16 protein-coding genes and 1 pseudogene are annotated in these 19,984 nt (G+C 72.0%); 9 read left to right on the top strand and 8 right to left on the bottom strand.

Going from position 1 to position 19,984, the window contains the following annotated elements; all coding sequences use genetic code 11:
* Positions 1-25 precede the first annotated feature (25 nt).
* A complete protein-coding gene (locus tag AC0I8G_RS18705) occupies positions 26-1,126 on the top strand; it encodes a substrate-binding domain-containing protein (protein ID WP_471731288.1) in 1,101 nt (366 codons plus the stop codon).
* A gap of 76 nt (positions 1,127-1,202) precedes the next feature.
* Here AC0I8G_RS18705 and AC0I8G_RS18700 read toward each other — a convergent pair whose 3' ends face one another.
* Positions 1,203-1,508 (bottom strand): hypothetical protein, encoded by a 306-nt coding sequence (locus AC0I8G_RS18700; RefSeq protein ID WP_471731287.1) that lies wholly within the window; start codon positions 1,506-1,508, stop codon positions 1,203-1,205.
* A gap of 136 nt (positions 1,509-1,644) precedes the next feature.
* On the opposite strand from AC0I8G_RS18700, the gene AC0I8G_RS18695 reads away from it, so the two are divergent.
* Together AC0I8G_RS18695 and AC0I8G_RS18690 are read left to right on the top strand one after the other, a co-directional pair.
* Positions 1,645-3,441 (top strand): putative bifunctional diguanylate cyclase/phosphodiesterase, encoded by a 1,797-nt coding sequence (locus AC0I8G_RS18695; RefSeq protein ID WP_471731286.1) that lies wholly within the window; start codon positions 1,645-1,647, stop codon positions 3,439-3,441.
* A 182-nt stretch (positions 3,442-3,623) separates the two neighbouring features.
* Complete coding sequence (locus tag AC0I8G_RS18690; RefSeq protein WP_471731327.1) at positions 3,624-4,601, top strand: ferritin-like domain-containing protein; 978 nt, start codon at positions 3,624-3,626, stop codon at positions 4,599-4,601.
* Between the two features lie 65 nt (positions 4,602-4,666).
* Here AC0I8G_RS18690 and AC0I8G_RS18685 read toward each other — a convergent pair whose 3' ends face one another.
* The gene (locus AC0I8G_RS18685; protein WP_471731285.1) at positions 4,667-5,311 is read right to left on the bottom strand and encodes a TetR/AcrR family transcriptional regulator; all 645 of its coding nucleotides are present in this window, start codon (positions 5,309-5,311) and stop codon (positions 4,667-4,669) included.
* Positions 5,312-5,401: 90 nt separating this feature from the next.
* On the opposite strand from AC0I8G_RS18685, the gene AC0I8G_RS18680 reads away from it, so the two are divergent.
* The 4 genes from AC0I8G_RS18680 to AC0I8G_RS18665 all read left to right on the top strand — a co-directional run bounded on the left by AC0I8G_RS18680 (position 5,402) and on the right by AC0I8G_RS18665 (position 9,119).
* Positions 5,402-6,871: a flavin-containing monooxygenase gene (locus tag AC0I8G_RS18680; RefSeq protein WP_471731284.1), complete on the top strand. Its 1,470-nt coding sequence runs from the start codon at positions 5,402-5,404 to the stop codon at positions 6,869-6,871.
* Positions 6,868-7,740 carry an alpha/beta fold hydrolase gene (locus tag AC0I8G_RS18675; RefSeq protein WP_471731283.1) on the top strand — a complete coding sequence of 291 codons (873 nt, stop codon included), beginning with the start codon at positions 6,868-6,870 and terminating at the stop codon, positions 7,738-7,740. The genes AC0I8G_RS18680 and AC0I8G_RS18675 overlap by 4 nt, the downstream gene beginning before the upstream one ends.
* Positions 7,741-7,745: 5 nt before the next feature.
* Positions 7,746-8,795, top strand: coding sequence for a zinc-binding dehydrogenase (locus tag AC0I8G_RS18670; RefSeq protein ID WP_471731326.1), 1,050 nt, complete (start codon positions 7,746-7,748; stop codon positions 8,793-8,795).
* 84 nt (positions 8,796-8,879) lie between these two features.
* Entirely contained in the window at positions 8,880-9,119 is a 240-nt protein-coding gene (locus AC0I8G_RS18665; RefSeq protein ID WP_380257803.1) for a DUF6458 family protein, read from the top strand.
* 9 nt (positions 9,120-9,128) lie between these two features.
* On the opposite strand, the gene AC0I8G_RS18660 is transcribed toward AC0I8G_RS18665, so the two are convergent.
* Positions 9,129-10,169 (bottom strand): glutathione S-transferase family protein, encoded by a 1,041-nt coding sequence (locus tag AC0I8G_RS18660; protein WP_471731282.1) that lies wholly within the window; start codon positions 10,167-10,169, stop codon positions 9,129-9,131.
* Positions 10,170-10,333: 164 nt separating this feature from the next.
* On the opposite strand from AC0I8G_RS18660, the gene AC0I8G_RS18655 reads away from it, so the two are divergent.
* Complete coding sequence (locus AC0I8G_RS18655) at positions 10,334-11,419, top strand: CDP-glycerol glycerophosphotransferase family protein (RefSeq protein ID WP_471731281.1); 1,086 nt, start codon at positions 10,334-10,336, stop codon at positions 11,417-11,419.
* Entirely contained in the window at positions 11,416-12,153 is a 738-nt protein-coding gene (locus AC0I8G_RS18650) for a phosphocholine cytidylyltransferase family protein (protein ID WP_328294305.1), read from the top strand. The genes AC0I8G_RS18655 and AC0I8G_RS18650 overlap by 4 nt, the downstream gene beginning before the upstream one ends.
* Before the next feature lie 346 nt (positions 12,154-12,499).
* On the opposite strand, the pseudogene AC0I8G_RS18645 reads toward AC0I8G_RS18650, so the two are convergent.
* From AC0I8G_RS18645 to AC0I8G_RS18625, 5 genes and pseudogenes are all read right to left on the bottom strand, one after another.
* Positions 12,500-13,927, bottom strand: a pseudogene (locus tag AC0I8G_RS18645) (DUF5635 domain-containing protein); the annotation flags it as partial.
* A gap of 164 nt (positions 13,928-14,091) precedes the next feature.
* On the bottom strand, positions 14,092-15,825 hold the full coding sequence (locus AC0I8G_RS18640) for a methyl-accepting chemotaxis protein (protein WP_471731280.1): 1,734 nt from the start codon (positions 15,823-15,825) through the stop codon (positions 14,092-14,094).
* Between the two features lie 112 nt (positions 15,826-15,937).
* On the bottom strand, positions 15,938-16,630 hold the full coding sequence (locus tag AC0I8G_RS18635) for a Fic family protein (RefSeq protein WP_471731279.1): 693 nt from the start codon (positions 16,628-16,630) through the stop codon (positions 15,938-15,940).
* Between the two features lie 136 nt (positions 16,631-16,766).
* A complete protein-coding gene (locus AC0I8G_RS18630) occupies positions 16,767-17,507 on the bottom strand; it encodes a helix-turn-helix domain-containing protein (RefSeq protein ID WP_471731278.1) in 741 nt (246 codons plus the stop codon).
* 157 nt (positions 17,508-17,664) lie between these two features.
* Positions 17,665-19,830 carry a M57 family metalloprotease gene (locus AC0I8G_RS18625; protein WP_471731277.1) on the bottom strand — a complete coding sequence of 722 codons (2,166 nt, stop codon included), beginning with the start codon at positions 19,828-19,830 and terminating at the stop codon, positions 17,665-17,667.
* Positions 19,831-19,984 lie beyond the last annotated feature (154 nt).

Genomic DNA, 19,984 nt, shown 5'->3' with positions numbered 1-19,984 from the left:
CGCGCCCCGAGATCAGGAGAAGCCCATGGTCAAGGTTCTCGGCCGGCGCCGCACGCGCACCCTCACCGCTCTCGTCCTCCTCGCGGCCACCGGCACGCTGACGGCCTGTTCGGACGGTCCGACGACGGCCTCGACCGCCGGCTCCGCGTCGACGGCGTCCCCCCACATCGCGTTCCTCGCGGAGAAGACCTCGTTGCGCTACGAGGCGTCCGACGTCCCGAACTTCCAGATCGACGTCGCGAAGTCGTGCCCCGGCTGCACGGTCGACGTCTACTTCGCCTCGACCCAGGACGAGCAGAACCAGCAGGCGTCGAAGGCGTTGAGCGACGGTGCGACCGTCCTCGTCGTCGCACCCAAGGACTCCGAGGGTGCGGCGGCCATCGCCCAGCAGGCGACGTCCGGTGGGGCGAAGGTGATCTCCTACGACAGCCTCATCAAGGGGGCGGCGATCGACGCGTTCGTCACCTTCGACAGCGGCAAGGTCGGCGCGATCGGCGCCCAGGCCGTGCTCGACGCCAAACCCGCCCCGGGGGCGGTCGTCGTCGAGCTCGACGGCGATGCCGGCAACAGCAACGCGGCCTGGGTGGCCTCGGGGGCGAAGTCGGTGCTCGACGGCAAGATCACCACAGGGTTCCAGGCCTGGGTCCCGGAGTGGTCCGCGGACAACGCCGAGATCGCGATGGAGCAGGCCATCCAGCAGCTGCACGGCACACCGATCGCGGGTGTGGTGGGGGCCAACGACAGCATCGCCAAGGGAGCCGCGAAGGCCCTGCGTGAGGCTGGCTGGACGGGAACCCTGCCACCCATCAGCGGCCAGGACGCCGACGTGGCGGCCATGCAGCGCCTCCTGACCGGCGAGCAGGCCGTCACGGCCTACAAGCCGATGCCGCAGCTCGCCGCGGCCGCGGCCGACATGGCCCTGGCGTTGGGACGCGGGGAGGCCGTCACCACCACGACGACCACCGACAACGGCGCCGGCGCGGTGCCGACGACGCTGCTGCAGCCCACCGCCGTGACCGCGTCGAACCTGGCCACGACCGTCATCGCGGACGAGTTCACGACCGTCGAGGCGCTCTGCGCGGGCTCGGCGAGCCAGGCGTGCGTGACCGCGGGGCTGCGGTCCTGAGACGGAACTCCGCGGACGTGCGACGTCCGGCGGCTCACCGGTCACCCGGGAACCGCCGGACGTCGCGCGTGCGGGCCTAGGCGTCCTCGAAGGTCGCGTCGTCCTCGAGCAGCTCCACCGCGGCGTGCGCCCGGTTGAAGAAGTCGACGGACACCAGCACCGCCGCCTCGGTCCCCTGCCGGGTGATCACCACGGGCTTCTGCACGATGCCGTCGATCGCCGCAGCCAGCTCGACGTCGGAGACGTCGGCGTGCGGGTAGATCGCGGCGGCGGGGTCTTCGAGCGCGTCCCGGCGGAAGTCGTCCGCCCGCTCTCGAGCCTCTGAGTAAGCGCTTCCTTCCAGTGAACGCTTCTCCTGGTCAGCCTGGAGCTCCAGATCCATGCAGACACGATAGTCGGGTCCCGCCCGTCGTGACCTGTCAGCTGCTCACCGGTTCCGCCGGACGGAGCACAGACCCGCGGGGCGGCCACCGCCGGGTGAGGTCAAGTCGGAACCGGGGCCTTCCGATGTTCGATCGGTGAGCACATCGTCCGAGACCGTGCCCGAGGTCGCGACCCCCCGGCTCATGGCGTTCACCACGGGCGCCTTCTACGTCGCCGGCGGCTCCGCGGTCGCTCTCACCACGACGAGCACCTGGCCACACCCCGGTGCCCGGGGCGGAGCCATCCTCGGCCTGGCCACGATCGCGGTGGTCGTCGGGACGATGCTCCTGACCCGTGGGCTCCGGCTACCCCGTTGGGCCTTCCACGTCGTGGTGGGACAGGCGGCCCTCATGCTCGCCTCCGGGGTGGTCCTCAGCGCCGACGACACCACCGCGCTCGGCGTCGCCGGGGTCTTCGTGTTCTGCGCGATCGACAACCTCTACTTCTTCTCCCGCAACCACGCCGTGGCCCACACGGCCCTGCTGCTCGTCGCGGTCGCCGGCAGCCTGCTCTGGCGCGGGATCGACCCGGGCGTCGTGGCGGCTCTGCTGCTCGTCCAGGTGGCGGTCGTCACCGTCATCGGGCGCCTGGTCCAGCGAGCCTCGCACGGCACCCGCGACAGCCTCACCGAACTCCTCAACCGCCGGGGTCTCGACGAGCGCTTCGAAGAGGCCGTGGCGAAGGCCCACCGCAACGGCACCTCCTTGGCGCTCGCCGTCGTCGACGTCGACCACTTCAAGGAGGTCAACGACTCCGGTGGGCACGCCGCCGGCGACGCCCTGCTGGTCTCCCTCGCCGAGGTCATCACGCGGAGCCTCGCGGACCACGGTCCCCCGGGAGCCGTGCTCGCGCGGCACGGCGGGGACGAGTTCGCGCTGGTCCTCCCCGGGTGCGACCAGGAGGCCGCGGCGGCGGTGGCCGAGTCGCTGCGACGCGCCGCTCTTCCCGCCGGGCTCTCGGTCGGCGTCGCCCAGCGACGGGCCCACGAGGACGCCGGCAGCCTGATGCGCCGTGCCGACGCGGCCCTGTACGACGCCAAGGCGGCGGGACGGGGCCGCGTGGCCGTGCCCGCCAGCGGCGACGACGGTCTCGTGGAGGACCTCCGGGCCGCCCTGCTGTCCGGTGGGGTGTCGGTCGCCCTGCAACCCGTCGTCGTCCCCGGGACGGGCGAGGTGGTCGGGGTCGAAGCCCTGGCCCGGTGGAACCACCCGACCCGCGGTCCGGTCCCACCGACGCAGTTCATCCCGCTCGCCGAGGCGAACGGGCTGGTGAAGGAGCTGGACCTGGCGGTGACGGCCCTCGCCTGTGCGGACGCCGTCCGGATGCGGGAGGCCCTCGGCCGGGACCTGCTGCTGACGGTGAACGCCTCCGGGCAGCACCTGGTGGACCCGGACTTCGTCGCGGAACTGCTGCGGATCCTCGCCGAGACGGGCTGGTCCGCGCACGACCTCGTCGTCGAGGTGACCGAGAGCACGGTCGAGGCCGCGTCCGTGGCGACCCGGGAGACCCTGGAGGAACTGCGCGCCATCGGCGTGCGGACCGCCATCGACGACTTCGGCACGGGCTACTCCGCGTTCAGCCAGCTCGACGCCCTGCCGGCGGACTTCCTCAAGCTCGACCGGGACTTCACCTCCCAGATCACCGTCAGTCCCCGACGCCGGGCCGTGCTCGGCGGGCTGATGCGCATGTCGCACGAACTGGGTCTGCTGGTCATCGCCGAAGGGGTGGAGACCGCGGAGCAGGAGGCGGAACTCGTCGCGCTGGGCTGCCCGCTGGCCCAGGGGTACCTGTTCCACCGGCCCCTCCCGGTCGAGGAGCTGCTGCAGACCCTGCTCCGGGACGCGATCCCCGTCCCCGCCCACCCCATCCTGACGCCCATCCGTGACATCTGAACACGGAGAGTATTGTTTTCCGTTCTGACGCATGAACTTCCACCGGGGAGCAATCCGTTCGGCCCAGTGCACCGAAGGACGGGTGACCGGCGCACGAGGCCGGCCGACACGACGGTCCGGTGCTGCCACGACGAGACACCGTGACCGAGCTCGCGCGACCCACCCGATTCACCGGAGGAACCGTGTTCGGAAACAAGCTCGTCAAGACCATGATCGACCGCAGTGCCGAGACCGGCGCCGACCGACGCAACTTCCTGCGCACCGCGGGTCTGGCCGGACTGGGCGTCGCCGGTGCGGCTGCGGTGGGCACCGGTGGGGCCTCGGCGGCCTTCGCCGACAGCAACCCGCCCAGTTCCGCGCAGCCCAACGGTCAGACGGCCAACGGTGAACTCATCTCCGACGCCACCATCCTGAACTTCGCCCTGAACCTGGAGTACCTCGAGGCGGAGTTCTACTCCTGGGCCGCGTTCGGCCACGGTCTCGCGGCCGGCGACATCGACGGCAACTACAACACCGGCGCCGTCAGCGGCGGGTCCAAGGTCCGGTTCGCCACGCCGGGGATCCGCAAGATCGCCGAGGACATCGCCCGCGACGAGGTCGCGCACGTGAAGTTCCTCCGGGCCGCGCTGGGCACCGTGAAGGTCGCCCGACCCACCATCGACCTCGTGGGTTCCTTCACCGCCGCCGCGACGGCGGCGAAGCTCATCAAGCCCGGCCAGCAGTTCAACCCCTTCGCCGACGAGAGCAGCTTCCTGCTCGGCGCGTTCCTGTTCGAGGACGTCGGCGTCACCGCCTACAAGGGTGCCGCCCCGCTCATCACCAACAAGACCTACCTCGACGCCGCCGCCGGCATCCTCGCCTTCGAGGCGTACCACGCGGCGACCATCCGGACCACGCTCGTGGCGCGGGGCCAGGGCGCTGCGGCCGACGCCATCTCCAACGCCCGCGACTCCCTCGACGGGCCCACCGACATCGACCAGGGCGTCGACGGTCCGAACGGGACCGTCATCGTCGCCCCCGGTGACGCCAACGGTGTGGCCTACTCACGCACCTTCGGTCAGGTGCTCAACGTCGTCTTCCTGAACCCGGGCAAGACGAACAAGGGCGGGTTCTTCCCGCAGGGCGTGAACGGCGACATCCGTTCCTCCGACGCGCACTGACACCGGTCCCCACGGTCGACCCGGTACCCCTCAGGGGTGCCGGGTCGTTCCTCGTCCCGGTGGAACTACTCCGGGTCGCTGCGGCCGTAGATGGTGCGCAACCACACCGTCAGGAGCACCTCGACGGCGTCCCCGGGTTCCAGCGCGGGCTGCTGGGCGGTGAACGAGGAGTGCAGGACCCGCTCGTTCATCCAGTTCAGGGCGATGGCGAGGTCGCGGGCGGGTGGACCCGCCGGCGCGGCACCGCGGGCGCGTTCGGCCTCGATCTCCGCCGCGGTCTCGGCCACGAAGCGTTCCATCACACCGTTCCAGACGTCACGGACCGCGCCGCTGGTGGCCCGGGCCTCCGCGGCGGCGAGGGTGACCGCGCGGTGGGTGCGGAACGGGTCCTGGATCGCGTGGATGACCTGGCGCCAGCGGTCGGCGGTGCCCGTCGCGGGAACGCGCAGCGCCTCGTCGCGACGGGCCCGGGCCTCGGCGACGACCCCGTCGAGCAGCGCGAGCAGCACCGCCTCCTTGGAGGGGAAGTAGAAGTAGAACGTCGGCCGGGACAACCCGGCCCCCCGCGCGAGGTCGTCGACGGAGACGGCGGCGTAGGGACGTTCGCCGAACAGCCGTTCCGCCGTGTCGAGGATCGCGGTCTCGCGGTCCTCGCTGCGCGGACGGGGGGCTCGACGTCCCCGCGCGACGGCGGTCGGTGGTGTGCTCACGGGCTCGACCCTAACCCGCGACGGCCGTCCCCGGACGTCGTCGTCGACACCCTGTTGACAGAGTCGACAGGGTGTTGAAAGGTAGTTGCCGTGGACAACGGCGAACCGCTCGAACACCTCGACGTCCTCGTCGTGGGGGCCGGCCTCTCCGGGATCGGCGCGGCCTGCCGGCTGCGGCAGAAACTGCCCCGCAGCACCTTCGCCGTCCTCGAGTCCCGCGGCGCGATCGGCGGGACCTGGGACCTCTTCCGCTACCCCGGCGTCCGGTCGGACTCCGACATGTACACCCTCGGGTACTCCTTCCGTCCCTGGCGCGGCGGCAAGGCCATCGCGCAGGGCGCCGACATCCGCGAGTACGTGACCGAGACCGCGCGGGAGTTCGGCGTCGAGGAACGCGTCCGCTTCCACCACCGCGTGCTGGCCGCCGACTTCTCCAGCGCGACCGCGCGCTGGACCGTCGTCGTGGAGCGGCCCCGCGCCGGCGGAGGTTCCGAGACCGTGCGCCTGACGTGCAGCTTCCTGCTCAGCTGCACCGGCTACTACCGCTACGACGAGGGGTACACCCCCGAGTTCCCGGGAGCCGGGGAGTTCGCCGGACGGATCGTCCACCCGCAGCACTGGCCGACCGCCCTGGACACGACGGGCCGCCGCGTCGTCGTCATCGGCAGCGGCGCCACGGCCGTCACCCTGGTCCCGAACCTCGCCCGGGACGCCGAACACGTGACCATGCTGCAGCGCTCCCCGAGCTGGGTCCTGGCCCTGTCCTCCCGCGACCACCTCGCGGACCGGTTGCGCGGACGGGTTCCGGAGGCTCTGGCCTACGCCCTCGTGCGGACGAAGCACATCGCCCTGGCCACCGCCACGTACCAGTTCACCCGGCGGTGGCCGCGCCGCGCCCGCGAGGTGCTGCGCGAACGGGTCGCGGCCCGCCTCCCCGAGGGTTTCGACGTGGAGCGCCACTTCACCCCCGACTACGACCCGTGGGACCAGCGCGTCTGCTTCGTCCCCGACGGCGACCTGTTCCGGGCGCTGCGGTCGGGGCGGGCGTCGGTGGTGACCGACGGGATCGAGACCTTCACCCCCACGGGGATCCGCCTGACCTCCGGTGCGGAACTCCCCGCCGACGTCGTCGTGACCGCCACCGGTCTCAACCTGCTGTTCCTCGGCGGGATGGCGCTGTCGGTCGACGGTGATCCCGTCGACCCGGCCGACCGCGTCACCTACAAGGGGATGATGTTGTCGGGGGTGCCGAACCTGGCCTTCGCCCTGGGCTACACGAACGCGTCGTGGACCCTGAAGATCGACCTCGTCACCGAGCACGTGTGCCGGTTGCTGGACCTGATGCAGCGGCGTTCGCACCGCGTCGTCGTCCCCCGGGAACCGGCGGCGGGACAGCGGGAACCGCTCATCGACCTCGATTCCGGCTACGTGCGCCGGGCCGCCGGCCTCCTCCCCTCCCAGGGCGGGGCGGCGCCGTGGCGGCTGCACCAGAACTACCCGATCGACGTCGTCGGACTGCGCCACCGCCGCGTCGACGACCCCGCCCTGGAGTTCTCGTGAGCGCGCCGGACCTCGAACCCGCGCGTCACGTCACCCTGGCCCACGGGATCCGCGCGCGCTACCGCGTGCAGGGCAGCGGGGCGCCCGTCCTGCTGCTGCACGGGATCGGGTGCAGCCTGGAGGACTTCGACGAGCAGGTGGCGTTGCTCAGCCCGCGGTACCGCTGCTGGGCGGTGGACCTCGCGGGTTTCGGCGGCAGCGACCCGTTGCCCGTCCCGGGATCGGTGCCGCGGTTGGCGGCGTTCGTCGCCGCGTTCTGCGACGCGGTCGGTCTGCGGGAACCCCTCCACGTCGTCGGGAACTCCCTCGGCGGGGGCGTCGCCCTGCAGTTCGCGGCGGACGCTCCGGACCGGGTCCGCAGCCTCGTCCTGGCCGACCCCGCGGGTTTCGGCCGGCGGGTCACTGCGGCGCTGCGGGTCATCACGGTGCCGTGGCTCGGCCCGCGACTGCTGGCGCCCCGCCCCGGCGCGTCCCGCCGCACCCTGCGCGGCGTCTTCCACGACCCGGCGCTCGTCACCGCCGACCGGGTGGAACGCGCCGACGCGCTGAGCCGGCGTCCGCACGGGGTGCGGGTCATGCACGAGACCGCCCGGTCCCTCGGGACGGTCCTGGGGGTGCGGTCCCGCTGGCGCCGGGACCTGCTGCGCGCCGCCGCCCGCCACCCCGTCCCGACGCTCGTCGTCTGGGGCGGCGAGGACCGGGTCCTGCCGGTGGAACAGCTCGACGCCGCCCGCACCGCACTCCCCCACGCCCGGACCCACGTGTTCCCCGGCACCGGGCACATGCCGCAGATCGAACGGGCCGAGGAGTTCGCGGCGCTGCTCGCGGAGTTCTGGCCGGAACCGAACCCCCTCGGAGGACGACGATGACCGAACTGCCCACCACCATGCGCGCCCAGCGCCTGCACGTCCCGACCCGCACGATGTCGGTCGAGGACGTCCCCGTCCCGCACCCGGGTCCGGGCCAGGTGCTGATCGAGGTCGCGTTCTGCGGCATCTGCCACTCCGACGTCAGCCTCCTCGAGGGCACGTTCGCCGATCCCCGTGGGCCCGAGACGATCACCCAGGGCCACGAGGCCTCCGGCACCGTCGCCGCCCTCGGCGAGGGCGTCACCGGGTGGGAGGTCGGTGACCGCGTGGTGCCGGCCGCCGGGCGGCCGTGTCGCCGGTGCGACCGCTGCCGCCGCGGGGACCTCGTGAACTGCGACCAGCTGCTGCTGATGGCGTTCGCCTACGACGGCGCCTGGGCGCAGTACACCCTCGCCGAGGCGGGCGGCCTGACCCGCGTTCCCGACGGGGTCCCCCTCGACCAGGCCGCACTGCTCGCCGACGCGGTCTCCACACCGTTCGGCGCCGTCGTGCACACCGCGGACGTCCGTCCCGGGGAAGCCGTCGGCGTCTGGGGCGTCGGCGGGGTGGGGACCCACCTGGTGCAGCTCGCACGACTCGTCGGCGCGGTGCCCGTCGTCGCCGTCGACCTCGACCCCGAGGTGCGGGAACGCGCCCTGACCGTCGGCGCCGACGTCGCCCTCGACCCCAACGACCCGGACCTGCGCGAACGCATCGCCGAGGCCACCGGCGGGCACCTGCTGGACGTCGCCTTCGACGCCGTGGGCCTCGCCTCCACCTTCGAGCAGGGGCTGGCGATGCTGGCGCCGCGCGGGCGGGTCGTGGGGGTGGGACTCAGCGGGCAGCCCCTGTCGCTGGGCACGTCGATGGAGTTCAACCTGTCCCGCAAGAAGGCCCTGGGGCACCTGGGTTACCGGAACTCCGACATCGGGACCCTCGTCCGGTTGCTGGCCGGTGGGCGCCTCGACCTCTCGCGCTCGGTCAGCGCCGTCGTCCCCCTCGAGGACGTCGCCGACGGGATCCGTCGGCTGCGCGAGCGGCAGGGGAACCCGGTCCGGATCCTGGTGCAGCCCTGATCCGCGACCGTGGCGTTGCGCCGTCCGCGTGACCCGGCGGGTCTCGGCGACGCAGTGCGCGCGAGATGACGGGACGCTGGTCCCATGCGCCTCGGAACCAGCATCTTCCTCATCGCCCTCGGAGCGGTCCTCACCTTCGCGGTGACGTTCTCCGTCTCGGGCCTCGACCTGTCCACGGTCGGGGTGATCCTCATGGTCGTCGGCGTCCTCGGCGTCGTCCTCGAGTTCGCCCTGTTCCGGCCCCGCACCCTGCGCTCGACCAGCGTGACCAGCACCGACCCGGCCGCGGGCGTCACGACCTCCCGGACGACCCGCGACCTCTGAACCCTCGCCTCAGCGGGGTTGCGGTGCGTGGTCGCGGGGGACGACCTCGGACTCCACCGGCGGCGGGGGCGGGGTTCCGTCCCCGAACGGGCGACCGCCCAGCGCCTCACGACCGTGCGGTTCCCACCACCCCGACAGGTCGGGGCCGGCGGGCACGACGCCGGTCGGGTTGATGTCGCGGTGGACGCGGTAGTAGTGGGCCTTGATGTGGGTCACGTCGGTCGTGTCCCCGAACCCGGGCGTCTGGTACAGGTCGCGGAAGTAGGCCGAGAGCACCGGCATCTCGGACAGCTTCGAGCGGTTGCACTTGAAGTGCCCGTGGTAGACGGGGTCGAAGCGCGCCAGCGTCGTGAACAGCCGGACGTCGGCCTCGGTGATGGTGTCGCCGACGAGGTAGCGCTGGGTCTCCAGACGTTCGGACAGCGCGTCCAGACGGGTGAAGAGCCGAGCGTAGGCGCGGTCGTACGCGTCCTGGGTGCCCGCGAAACCCGCCCGGTACACGCCGTTGTTGACGTCGCGGAACACGTCCTCGTTCACCGCGTCGATCTCGTCGCGCAGGTGTTCCGGGTACAACTGCGGGGCGCCCTCGCGGTGGAACTCGCTCCACTCCAGCGACAGGTCGATCGTCATCTGCGGGAAGTCGTTGGTGACGACCTGCCCCGTGGTGACGTCGACGATCGCGGGGACGGTGATCCCCCGGTCGTAGCCGGGGATGCGCGCGAAGAACGCCTCCTGGAGGCGCTCGATGCCCAGCACCGGGTCGCGCCCGCCGGGGTCGAGGTCGAACGTCCAGCTGCGCTCGTCGTGCGTGGGTCCCGCGATGCCCATCGAGAGGGCACCCTCGAGGCCCAGCAGGCGCCGCACGATGATCGCCCGGTTCGCCCACGGGCAGGCCCGGCTCACGATGAGCCGGTAGCGGCCCGCCTCGACCGGGTAGCCGTCACGGCCGTCCGCGGTGATGCGGGTCTCGATGTAGCGCTGGTCGCGGCGGAAGTCGCCGGTGGGGTTCACGTAGCCGGTGTTGCCGTCGTCGGTGCTGGTCGAGCTCACGTCGGTCCTCCGCTGGTCAGGTAGTAGAAGATTCAACCAGATCCATGGCCGTCCCGCACCTCGGACCCCCGGGACGCGGAGTGTCGTCCTCGCGCCGTACAGGCCGCACACTGCAGAGGGGACGCAGGGATGCGCCCACCTGACCCGTCGACAGAGAGAAGAACGTGAAGATCGTCTACTACAGCTTCGGAGGGCGCTACTCCGACAACCCGCGAGCCCTGCACCAGCGCGCACTGACCCGGGACGAGCTCGACGTCGAGCACGTCTGGCTGGCCCACGCCCGCCACGCGGACTCGTTCCCCGCCGGCACCCGCACCGTCCCCGTGGGGACCCCCGAGGCTGTGGCCGCGCTGGAGTCCGCCGACGTCGTGTTCGCCGACAACCACCTCCCGCGGTGGCGCAAGGGCCCGGGCACCACGTACGTGCAGACCTGGCACGGGACGCCGCTCAAGCGCATCCACCGCGACGCGCACTTCCAGACCGACGACACGGCCCTGATGGACCTGCTCGACGAGGACGTGACCCGCTGGGACGTCCTCGTCGGTCCGAGCGAGGCCGGCGCCGTCGCGCTGCGCGCCGCGTTCGGCCACACGGGTGCCGTGCCGGTCACCGGCTACCCGCGCAACGACGCGCTGCTCGCCCCGGACGCGGCCGCCCGCCGCGCCGCCGTGCGCGCCGGGCTGGGCCTGCCCGAGGGACGCACCGCCGTCCTCTACGCGCCCACCTGGCGCGACGACGACCGTCTCGAGGGCGCCGAGGCCTACCGCCTCCCCCTGGACCCCGACCGCTTCACGCAGCGCCTGGGCGCCGACCAGACGCTGCTGCTGCGCCTGCACCACCTCGTGCCGGAGGCGCTGCGCGGCGGGGAGGTGCCCGGGGTGGTGGACGTCTCCACCCACCCCGACATCAACGACCTCTACCTGGCCGCCGACGTGCTGGTGACGGACTACTCCTCCGCCATGTTCGACTTCGCCCTGACCGGCAAGCCGATCCTGGTCTTCGCCTACGACCTGGAGCACTACCGCGACGTCCTGCGGGGGTTCTACTTCGACCTGACCGGGATCGCCCCCGGCCCGGTCCTGCGGTCCTCGGAGGAGGTCCTCGACGCGCTCGCGGACCTCGACGCCGTGAGCACCGCCTCGAAGGATCGCTACGAGGCGTTCCAGGAGATGTTCAGCCACGCGGAGGACGGCCACGCCGCCGACCGCGTCCTCGATCTCGTGTACCGACGCAAGGAGGTGGGTGCGTGAGCCGCTCCCAGAACGTGCAGGCCGTCGTCTTGGCCGCGGGTCTCGGGACCCGCCTGGGCCGGCCCCTGCCGAAGTCGCAGACCGTGCTCCGCGACGGGCGCACGATCATGCAGCAGCAGCTGGACAACGTCCGGACTGCGCTCGGCGACGGTGCGCGCGTCGCCGTCGTCGTCGGGTTCAAGGCCAACGTGATCATGGAGGCGCACCCGGAACTGCGCTTCGCCTACAACGAGCTCTTCGACTCCACCAACACCTCGAAGAGCCTGCTCCGCGCGCTGGAGACCTCCCACCCGGGCGGCGTCCTGTGGATGAACGGCGACGTCGTGTTCGACCCGCGCGTCCTGCGCCACGTGCAGCCGTGGCTGGACCGCGACGAGACCTTCGTCTGCGTCAACACGGAAGCCGTGGGCGAGGAGGAGGTCAAGTACACCGTCGACCCCGAGGGTTTCGTGCGGGAACTGTCCAAGACCGTCACGGGCGGGCTCGGCGAAGCGGTCGGCATCAACTACGTCAGCGCCGCCGACAAGGCCGTCCTCGTCGAGGAACTCCGCGCCTGCGCCGACACCGACTACTTCGAGCGGGGACTGGAGACGGCCATCGCCCGTCGGGGCCTGCACGTCGTCCCCGTCGACGTGTCGCGCTACGACATCGTCGAGGTCGACTTCGAGGACGACCTGCGCCGCGCGGACCGCATCGAGGCCGAACACCTGTGGCTGGAGCCGTTCGTCGGCTGAGGCTGCGGTAGCGGGGACCGGTCGGGGCGAGCCCTCGGCCGGGCCCCGGTCCGGACTCACGTCCCGTCGCCCTCCCGCGGTTCCAGCCGCACGAAGTGCGCAGCGCGCCCACCGCCGGGCCCTCGGGCGACCGTGTCCCGGCCTCCGCGAGCGCGGAGAGGTGCTTGGACGCGTTGGCGGGCCACATGCCGGTGAGTCGCGCGACGTCGCCCGACGTCACGCGGTCGTGGCTGGCGAGCCAGACGCCGGCGACGCGAGACACCGTCTCGAGATCGCTCCGCCGGTACCAGAAGACGGCGCTGCGCGGCGGAACCGGGCCGAAGCGACCAGCCTTCAAGAGGGCGAAGAACTCGTCGCTCAGGAGGTGCACGTCCCGGAACTCCGCGAAGAGGCGGTGCCCCTCGACACGGCAGTCGTCGATCGACTCCATGGCGAGTCCGGCCGCCTCGACAGATCGCTGGAGGGCCGTCGCAGCTTGGCTCAGGGTCAGGAAGGGGTTGCGGGACAATGCGTCCAGCACGACCGCGACCCTCACGTCCCGGCGCCGGGGAGATGGTTCGATGACGTGCAGCACGGCAGGCAGGACAGGCACGGGGGGTTTCCCCGCCAAGGTCGTCCGGACGGACGAGCCGGGCACCTCCTCCAGGAGGGGTGCTCGGTGCCCCCCGGCGAGCATGGTCTGGTACATGCGGGGGACGCCGACCCCCTGACGGTCGACGAGGCGGAGCGCCTGGAACAGGTCCGCGAGCGCCGGGTAGCGCGCGTGACGGGTGGTCAGGGCGTTTTCCGGCGTCACTCCCCCGGTGAACCCACCCGGACTCGTGACTTCGAGGGTGTCGTCGGTCTCGATCCACCGCACCGTCGTCGGCTCGGAGCGGAACCAGTCGCGGTGGGTGAGCCCGTTCAGGATGGCTTCGCGGACCGCGCGGGGAGGTAGGGCACGGGCAGGTTCCTCGACGAGGCCGTGGTTCACGGGACGGATCCTGTTCACGGCGTCCAGACGGATCTCGACCTCGCGGAGAGCTTCGAGCAGGCTCGTTCCCGGCGACGGTCGGAACACGGACACCACATCGCCTCCGACGACGTCGAGCCGGGAGAGTTTCAGGCCGGGTCGCTCGGTCGGGCAGAACATGAGGACGCCGGCCTGGCTCAACGAGCCGTCCGGGCGGAGGACCCCCAACTGCGTCAGCAGCCCCTCGTCGGTCGTGTCGACGACGTCGGGGTCGCCCGCGTCGACGAGCAGTCCGCGCGCCACCGCGAGCGCGGCACGTGTGACGTGCTCAGCACGGAACTCGGTGACCGCGGCCATCGGGTCCACGCCGATGCGGACCGCACGCTGGGCCCACCACTCCGCCCGGTCGACGGTGCGACACTCGTCCCCCACCCGCCAACGGAGCCGGTGGTCAGGATCCTCCACCGGGCCTTCGCTCTCGGCGACGAGGAGTGCCAGCACCCTCTGACCGCGCACGTGGTGCACGTCGATGGTGGGAGCGATCCCGGTCGCGACGTGCAGTCGCTGACGCAGCCACTCCTCGTCGAGGGAGGTTCCGATGACGTCGTGGGTCTTGTCGTCGACCCCCAGCACGATGGCTCCACCGCCCGGGGTGTTGCTGAAGCACCGGATCTCCGGAGCGAGCTCGTCGACCGCGGTCTGGTTGCGCGGTTCGCCGGTGCGCAGCTCACCGGACCGGTCACGGCGACCGGCTTCCTCCTTGAAGTCGACGGATTCGGTCTCCCAGCGCGGAAGCGTCCGCCTCTCGGACAGCGCGGACACCACTTCGGCGACGTGGGTCCGGAGTCGTGCCCGAGTGCCGATCGGGCCGGAATCATCGTCGACATCGTTCCACCGGCCTTCGTTCACAAGATTGGGTGTCCGCCAATCTCATACATGGCCGTCTGGGGATGGTTTCGACTGCGATCCACGTGGCCAGCCCCACGTCAGCGCGGGAGGGTGAAGGTCCCGACCAGGTCGTTGAGCTCCGCCGCGGCGCGAGACACCTCACCCGCCGTGGTGGCAGTGTGCGAGGCCCCCGACGTGGTCTGGTCGGAGGAGGCGGCGATCCCGGAGATGTTCAGCGCGATCTCCTGGGACCCGGTGGAGACCTCGGTGACGTTGCGGACCATCTCCGACGTCGTCGCCGACTGCTCCTCCACGGCCGCCGCGATCGTGGACTGCAACCCGTCGATGCGGGCGATGACCTCGGTGATCTCGCTGATCGCCGCCGCCGCGGCCGCCGCGTCGGACTGCGTGGAACCCACCTTGGCCACGATCTCCTCGGTGGCCCGCGCGGTCTGCTGGGCCAGTTCCTTCACCTCACCGGCGACGACGGCGAAGCCCTTGCCCATCTCCCCGGCACGAGCGGCCTCGATGGTGGCGTTCAGCGCCAGCAGGTTCGTCTGCTCCGCGATGGAGGTGATGAGCTTCACGACCTCCCCGATCTCGCGGGAGGAGGCGGAGAGGCGGTCCAGGGTGTCCCCGGCCGCACCCGCCGCCGCGACGGCACCGGCCGCGGTCATGGAGGCCTCGGCGGTCGAGGTCGCGATCTCGCGGATCGCGGCCGACATCTCGTCCCCGGCGGCGGCGACGGTCCCGATGTTCGCGGAGATCTCCTCGGTGGCGGCGGAGACGACCTGGGCCTGCGCGGCCGCCTTCTCGGCGCCGGAGGAGAGTTCAGTGGCGACGGTCGTGAGTTCCTCGCTGGACCCCGCGAGGGTGCCGGCGTTGGCCGAGATGCGGCGCACGGTGTCGGTGAGGCGGTCCATGGTGGCGTCGAGGGCGACGGCGAGGCGGGCCACCTCGTCCTGCCCGGTCAGGGCGACGCGCTGGTCGAGACGACCGGCGGCGAGACCCTGGACGACCGCGAGGGTGCGGGCCAGGGGACGGGTGATGGAGCGCGCCACCAGGGGCGCGGTGACCACGGCCAGCGCGAGGGCCAGGACCGTCGCCGCGATCAGGACGGCCTTGAGCCGCGCCTCGCGGGTGGCCGCCGCCGCCTGGGCGTCCTCGGCGCGGGCGTCGACGCTCTCCGCGAGCGCCTGGGTGCTCTTGAGCAGCGCCTCCCACGACGTGTTGAGGGGCCCGTTGAGGGTGGCGTAGGCGGTGGCCATCGACTCCGGCGTGCCCTGGGCCACCTGGCTCACGAAAGTGTCCTGGACCGCGAAGAAGTCCTTCCACTCCGTCCGCGTCTGGTCCAGCACGGTGCGCTCCGACGCCGTCAGCGCCTCCTCGTCGAAACCGTCGAGCAGGGCGGTCCCGGCCTCGCGGTCGGTCTTGAGACCCGTGACGTTGGCGCCCGCCGGGTCGACGGCCGCAGCGGGGCTCTCGGCCTCCGCCTGCGCGTACAGCCAGCCCTGCCAGCCGCTGACGTCGGCGTCGTAGTAGCGCAGCTGCTGCACCTGGCGGGAGACCGCGTCGAGGCGCTGCAGGTCGTCGGTGGTGTTCCCCTGCTGGTCCAGCGCCCAGGTGCCCAGACCCCCGGCGACCGCCACGCACGCGGCGACGGCCCCGAAGCCCAGGGCGAGACGTCGGCCGACCGAGGCCGAGAGGGGGTTTCCGCTGCGGGCGGTGCCGGGCTGGGCGGGACGGGTGGGGATACCGGGGAAGCTCACCGTCTTCCATCGGTAGCCGGGGCCCGGGATCCAGCTCGTCGGGGTCGTCAGGTGTTCGCGCACTCGGGCCACGTCGTCGCTCCGGCACCTCACCGGTCGAGTCGGGACCAGGCGTCTCCGACCGCTGCAGCTGCCTGCGCAGCAGTGATCTTCAACCGGGTCTGGCCGGCACCGTTCACGCGCAGCTCGCGATGAACCCCATGAGGGTCGTGGCGTCGTCCTTCTCGAACAGCTCGTCCAGCGCCACGTTGAACTCGTACTGACGCGCGTAGGGGATGCTCACCGCCTCGAAGCCCGCGCGCATCAGTTCGCCGCTCATCATCAGACGTGCGGTGCGCTTGTTCCCGTCGAAGTAGAACTGACTGCGGGTCGCGATCGCGAAGTACGCGAGAGCCCGCTCTCGGGGGTCGCTGAGTTCACGCAAGAACCTCAGGACGTGGTCGTAGCGCGCCACCAGCAGGGTCCCGCGGGGGCCCGCCTCGAGGCCGGGAACCGTCCCGCCGTTGGCGAGCCGGACCGTACCCCCTCCGGTGGCTACCCCTTCGCCACGGAAGTGCCCGGCCTCCTTGGCCTCTCGGGCCGCCACGAGGAGGTGCAGTTCGTCGCTGATGTCCTTGGTGAGGCGGAACGAGCCGTCGCCGACCGCCTCGTCGAGGCGGCTGTAGCCCTCGGACAGGGCGAGGATCTGTTCCTGGTCCTCCAGTGGCCTCCCTCCGACGGACACTCCGTCGAGCAGGGTCCTGACTTCCGGCAACGTGAAGGTGTTTCCTTCCAGCGCAGCCGTGTTCCAGATGAGGTCGGGCAGGCTCGACCGGAACCGCTGCCGGGCCCGATCGCTGCCACTGGGGGCGATGCGGCGCAGATCCACCTGGCTGACGTCCCAGGAGAGGCCTGTCGCGACGCGCTGTTCTTCGTGATCGACGGGGGTTGAGGTGCCGCCTCGAGCAGGTCTCGGCGGTCGCGACGGACGCCGGACGTACGCCGCGTGCTCGGCGGGGTTACCGTCACCGCTCACGGAGTCTCCTCCCCAGTGCGCGCAGGGCGAGGGTTTCGGCCTCGCCGCCCAGACCGAGGGCGTCGACGTAGGCCCGTGTCGGGGCGACGAGTCGGACGTCCTGCACCGACGTGGCCTCCTGCAGGGTCTCGTCATCAGCGCGAACGACGATCAGGTCCGCGTCGCCGAGGGATGTCGTGGTGAAGGTGTCCGCGAGGAGTTGGCGGACCCTCCGCGGGTCCTCCGCCCAGAAGATCGTGGTCGCCGACACGTCGTGGCCCATGGCGTCCAGGGCAGCCCACCCGGACAGGGCCCACGGCTGTCGCGATGCATTGCCGGCGGAGACGAGGCGGTCGATCGACCACTCCGCCGCGGCGAGACCGATCGCACCGGGACGTCGGAGGACGGAGCCGACCGACCCGCCCAGGCGCAGGGCGTCTGTGGGGTTCCCGGTGCGACCGAACCGTTCCACCCAACGCTCGACCCCCTCGGTGCGAGGGTGTTCCTGGTCGGGAAGGAGCCACGACAGGAGGGCTGTTGCGGCATCGGGGTCGGACAAGGGCGCGAGGCTCACGTGAGCTTGGACGCCGGCCACGGCCAGCACGTTGTCGAGCGTCGTCAGGCCCGGTTCCTGACTGCCGTCGAGGTAGCGGTAGATCGTCGAACGGCCGAGCCCCGACCGGTGTGCCAACTCGGACGCGCTGAGGCCGGCACGCGTCATCGCGTCGCGGAGCAGATCGGCAGCGTGCACAGTGCCAGCATACATCCCAGAATTGGGACAACGATAGATGTCATCCCTGTTCTGGGACGCTATCGGCTGGCACCGGTCGGCCCCTGAGGTGATCCGGCTCCGCGGTGGCGGGGTGGGTAGCCCCAGCCGTGGCCCGGGCCCGCCGGCCGGGGTGTGGTCAGCGCGCGACGGCGGGGACGACGACAGTGACCGCCGCCGACGCCTTCCCCGTCCCGGCGGCCGACGTCGCGGTCACCGTGAACAGGTACTGGTGCTTGGCCTCGACGGGGTAGCTCGCCGACGTCGCGGTGACCGAGACGCTGCGCTGCACCACCCCGTCGCGCTGGACGGCGACGGTGTACCCGGTGATGGGCGCCCCGCCGTCGACGGGCGCCTTCCACGCCAGGGCGACGTTCGGCCCGGTGCGGACGGCGGTGACGCCGGCGACCTGACCGGGGACGGTCCGCGGGACGAGGGCGGTACTGGTGGTCTCGGTGCCGAACCCGTACTGGTTGCGTGCCTTCACCCCCACCGTGTAGCTGCGGCCGTTGACCAGCCCGTCGACGGTGACCTTGCCGACGTTGGCGGCCATCGTGCCGGTCTGCAGCACGGTCCCACCGGAAGAGATCGTCACCTGGTACGCGGTGACGGGGACGCCGGCGACGGCCGGGGGCGGGGTGAAGCTCACCCAGAGCGAACGGTCGCCGGTTCCGCTGCCGGTCAGGGTCACGGCACCCGGCGCGACCTGCGCGGGGGCGACGACGAACGCCTTGGGCGCGGAGGCCGCCGAGGTCCCGGCACCGTTCGACGCGGTCACCGTGTACGTGTAGGAACCGGCCGGCAGGGCGGGAGTCCGGGTGCTCGTGGTCGTGCTCGTCCCCGTCCACACCACCGCCGTCCCCGACGTGACGTTGACCCGGTACCCCGTCACGGCGGGACCACCGACGGGAGCCGTCCACGCCAGGGCGGCGGAACCGCCGTCGAGGGTGGCGGTGAGCCCCGTCGGGGCGGCGGGGGCAGCAGCGGTGGGGGCAGGCGTGGAGGTGGTGGCGCCGAAGGCCACCGACACGGTGGCGTTCTCCCCCACCGCGGAACCGACGGTGAAACGCAGCCGCCCGGAAGCGGTGGTGAACGTGGCGCCCACGGGGATCACCTGGTTCCAGTCGCGGGTCGAGCCGGTGGGGGTGGGGTCGAGCACGACAGAGGCGTTGTAGGGGGAGGTGGTGTCCTTGCGCAGCACGCGAACCCCCGCGGCGGGAGCGTAGGGGCTGGCGAAGACCCGGGCGTCGGTCCCGACGTTCGCGCGGTACTCCAGGTAGTAGACGTCGGAGCCGTCGACGACCTTGACCCCCTTGACCGCCGGGGTCGCCGTGGATCCCACGGCCTGCAGGGTCACGTTCCCGGCCGCGGTCATGGTCTGCACCTGCCCGGGGAAGAGGGCGGGCTGCTGGTCGCGATGGACGACGTCGAGCGCCCCGGTGCCGATGGCGTCCTGGGCGTCGGACCACCCCATGACGTCGAAGACGTCCCCGTAGGGGACGTACGTGCCGCCGGTGGTGCCCGGGTCGGGGGCGCTCGCCGTGCCGTAGCGGGCGTTGGCGTGGTCGAAGCCCATGTTGTGACCGAGTTCGTGGGCGATGACCGACTGGGAGATGTCGGCGACGTAGGCGGCACCGCTGCTGGAGGCGTCGGCCCCGATGGTCCCCTTGCCGTAGGCGCAGCCGTTCGCCGCGGACCCGGCCGAGCGGGGGAACACGGTGAGGACGTGCTCGGCCGGGGCTCCCGTGTAGCCGGTGGCGTTCGCCGCCGCGGACCAGATCGACGTGAAGTCCCCGCACCCGTAGGGGGAACTCGTCCAGTCGGCGACGGTGTCGACGACGAAGCTCACCTGCCCGTTCGTCACCGACGACCAGTAGGTGGAGGCCTTGCCGATCGCGGCCCGCACGTCGGCCACCGAGTAGTCACCCGGGTTCGTGCCCTTCGGCGCGACGAGGGCCACCTTGAGGTGCTGGACCCGGCTGCCGCCGGTCGGGGTCGACAGGGTGCGGGCGGCGGAGCCGAGCACCTGTTCGACCTGCACCGCAGCGGGGTCCGCGGTCGACGCGGAGACCCGCAGGGTGACCTTGGCGCCGTTCGTCAGCCGGCGCGCCACGTCGCCGGTCAGGGGAACGAAACCGGTGGCGGTCCTGAGGAGCGTTCCCGCACCACCGGAGTCCTCGTCGTCCAGGCGCAGCACGGTCCCGGTGACGTCCGCGGTCCGGCCCGGAGCCACAACCCGCTGCGGCGCCGTGCCCGTCGCGGGCACGCCGGCCTCGGCCCCCACACCCGCGGTGGGTCGAGCCACCGCCGGTCGAAACGCGGCGTGACGCGTCGTAGCGTGACCCGCCTGCGCGAACGCCGGTGTGGCGGACGCCACCGCCACCCCGGCCAGCACGCACGTCATGGCCATCGTCCGTCGGAAACGCACAGCGCCTCACCCTCGTCGGGGCTGCGGTGGC

Source organism: Kineococcus sp. AC630 (assembly GCF_979255925.1).
Note: the sequence above shows the minus strand (reverse complement) of the source record. Positions and strands in the feature narration are given on the sequence as shown.